At 56.7% G+C, this 2,495-nt stretch carries 3 protein-coding genes and 1 pseudogene; 1 reads left to right on the forward strand and 3 read right to left on the reverse strand.

The features are described from left to right. The 3 genes and pseudogenes from VAE48_RS15740 to VAE48_RS17570 all read right to left on the reverse strand — a co-directional run. Positions 1 to 516, reverse strand: a pseudogene (locus VAE48_RS15740) (hypothetical protein); the annotation flags it as partial. A gap of 9 nt (positions 517 to 525) precedes the next feature. Beyond that, positions 526 to 1,623 carry a C39 family peptidase gene (locus tag VAE48_RS15745; protein WP_416181063.1) on the reverse strand — a complete coding sequence of 366 codons (1,098 nt, stop codon included), beginning with the start codon at positions 1,621 to 1,623 and terminating at the stop codon, positions 526 to 528. Positions 1,624 to 1,669: 46 nt separating this feature from the next. Then, positions 1,670 to 1,771, reverse strand: a complete 102-nt coding sequence (locus tag VAE48_RS17570) for a hypothetical protein (RefSeq protein WP_416181064.1) — start codon at positions 1,769 to 1,771, stop codon at positions 1,670 to 1,672. A 180-nt stretch (positions 1,772 to 1,951) separates the two neighbouring features. On the opposite strand from VAE48_RS17570, the gene VAE48_RS15750 reads away from it, so the two are divergent. Then, positions 1,952 to 2,495: NAD(+)/NADH kinase (locus tag VAE48_RS15750; protein ID WP_322794291.1), on the forward strand; the 544-nt coding region annotated here is incomplete at its 3' end.

Consider the following 2,495-nt stretch of genomic DNA (forward strand, 5'->3'; position numbering starts at 1 on the left):
GTAAAAACCGGCTACCTGTTCGCTGTACAGTTCGAGGTACAGGCCGTAAAGATCAAAGTCGCTGTTCAACAGCCCAAAGACGGAAAGCACGCGGGCGTCCTGAGCGGCTTCTTCTGCGGTATAGTCTTTAAGGAAATTTTCTTCCACATGTTTGCGCAGTTCTTCGCTGTTCATCAACTGGCGCTTCACCGGTTCAAGCAGCGGCAAACCGCGCAGCGCTGCAACCTGCTGCTCGATCCGTTCCATCTGTTTTAAGATGGCTGCATCTTCGGCGGTCAGCGGTTTTGTGGGAGATGGTGAAGGGGTTTCCTCCGTGGTGATTGCGGGGGTGGCGGTTGATGTGGCTGCGGCTTGCGGGGGTGTAACCGTTTCCGTGATGAGGCTGCTGAGCGGCGTTGGTGAAGACCTCAGGTTGTTTTGCCAGAGTACACCGGTAGTAACGCAGATCACGGTCAAGCTGCCCAGGCAAAACAGCGCCAGCAGCACAACCAGCGAAAGCAAAATTCGTTTGTTCATCACGACACCTTAGTTTTGAGTGACAAAATTGAGCGCGTACTGCGCATCAAAATAGCCCGGGCGGGCTTCCAGCGCTTTTTGAAAACTTTCAATCGCCTTTTGGCGGTTGCCCGCGCGGTACTGCGCCCAGCCGTGCCATAACAGGGCTTCTTCGGCATTGGGGGTGATTTTGAGGGCGTACTCGGTCAATGCCAGCAAGTCGGCATCCCGCCCGGTATTGAAATAGGCAAAAAACGGCCCAAACTGGTAGCGCAGCATGCGCTGCGGCAGGCCGGCGGCGCGGGCGCGGTCATAGGCCTGAGCGGCTTCGGCGTAGGACTCAAAATAGACGAGATTACTGCCCAGATTGAACCACGCAAAGCCGTTATTGGGGTCTTGCTGAGTTTCGCGGCGGGCGGTTTCCAGGGCGCGTTTGCGGTTTTCAATCGGGTCCCAGTCCTCTCCCAGCAGGTTTTTGACCATTTCTTCCTGCTCGGGGAGGAAAGCAAAGAAGTAGACGCGGTTGAACGACTGCCAGTTCCTGTCCAGTTCTGTGTAAGGAATGCGTTTGTTGGCGCCGTAAAACGAGTCCTGGCCGGTAAAGGTTTGGGTGGCATCGTCGTAGCCGGTGACCAGCAGGTAATGCCCGGCCCAGCGGTCATCGTTTGGCCAGTAGTATTCCTCAAAGTAAAAGCTTTCCTCAATCACCACCGGCAAACCGGCTGCAATGAATTGTTTGAGCAGTTCAACCGTACCGCCCACCCGGAACTCGCTGCGCAGCCAGCCGGCGTAATTGCGGGTAAAGTAGAGCAATTCTTCAATGTTGACATTGCGATCCTGCGGAATGGGTTTAATCACATCCGAGATGGTGAACTGGTCGCCTTTCCAGCCAAAAAAATTCAGATACATGGAAAGGGTTGCCGGTCCGCAGTTGTTGATGTCCTGCTTTTCCCACGGCGGGGCGGGCAGCTGCACCTGGGCCGGAATGGGCGTGGGGGTTGGGCGGGGTGTTGGTGAGATCAGCGCTGTGGGTGTGACGGTTTCGATTGGAACTGCGGCAGCCGTGGGCGTTGGGGTGGCGGTCGGCTGGTCTATGGGCATGGCCTGCGCCGGCAGGGCGGTTGGCATGGCCTGAATGGGCTGTAAAATGCCGCGCAGATAAGTGCGGGCAATTTCAACCCGCCAGGCAATTTGAGAATGAAAGGGGGAAAACGGGCTGGTGGCCAGCCAGGCGGCAAGCAGCGCGACAGCCAGCGCTGCCAGCCAGACCGGCCAGGTTTTGGAACGCTTTTGATAGGGGATTTTCTGGTAACGCATGGCGTTGATTTTACCAGTTTTACCCGCTCTTTAACCGGAAGTCAAACTTATACACCAATTCATGGCGGTGTTTTTTCCAAGACAGATATAAGGTTCTTTAAGTTGTTTTTTCTCCTTTCCAAACGGGTATAATAATCTCATGGAAAGCAGCCAACTCATCCCCCAGCGGATTGCGATTGGTTATCACCCCTTCCTGGTGGATGCACCGCAGGAAGCCGAGCAAATTGCCCGTTTTCTGCAAGGGCGGGGCGTTCAGCAGGTGATCAGCGCGCCCATGCCCGATAAGGCCTTTCGCCAGCAGATCAGAGATGGCAAATTTGACCTGTTGATTGCGCTGGGCGGCGACGGCACCATGCTGCGCGCCGGTCATCTGGGGGCGCAGCTGGGCATCCCCGTACTGGGAATCAATCTGGGACGTTTTGGCTTCCTGATGGAAGTGCAGCGGGATGAGTGGCGCGAGCTGCTGCCGCGCCTGCTGGATGGGCGTTACCGACTCGAAAACCGCATGATGCTGCGCGCCGAACACCTGCGCGGTGAGCAGTCGCTGGGCTGCTGGAGTGTACTGAATGAAGTGGTGGTTTGCCGCGGGCAGTTCGTCCGCCCGGTGCGCTTGAAAGCCAGCGTGGATGGCTATGCTCTGGCGACCTACATTGCGGACGGTTTGATTGTGGCCACCCCAACCG

Source organism: Bellilinea sp., assembly GCF_034432615.1.
In the GTDB taxonomy this organism is placed as follows: Bacteria; Chloroflexota; Anaerolineae; order Anaerolineales; family Anaerolineaceae; genus Bellilinea.

Bases quoted from the DNA above. Each gene is read 5' to 3' on its own strand.
- VAE48_RS15745 (WP_416181063.1), bottom strand. From the start codon at position 1,623: ATGCCAACCGCCCTGCCGGCGCAGGCCATGCCCATAGACCAGCCGACC.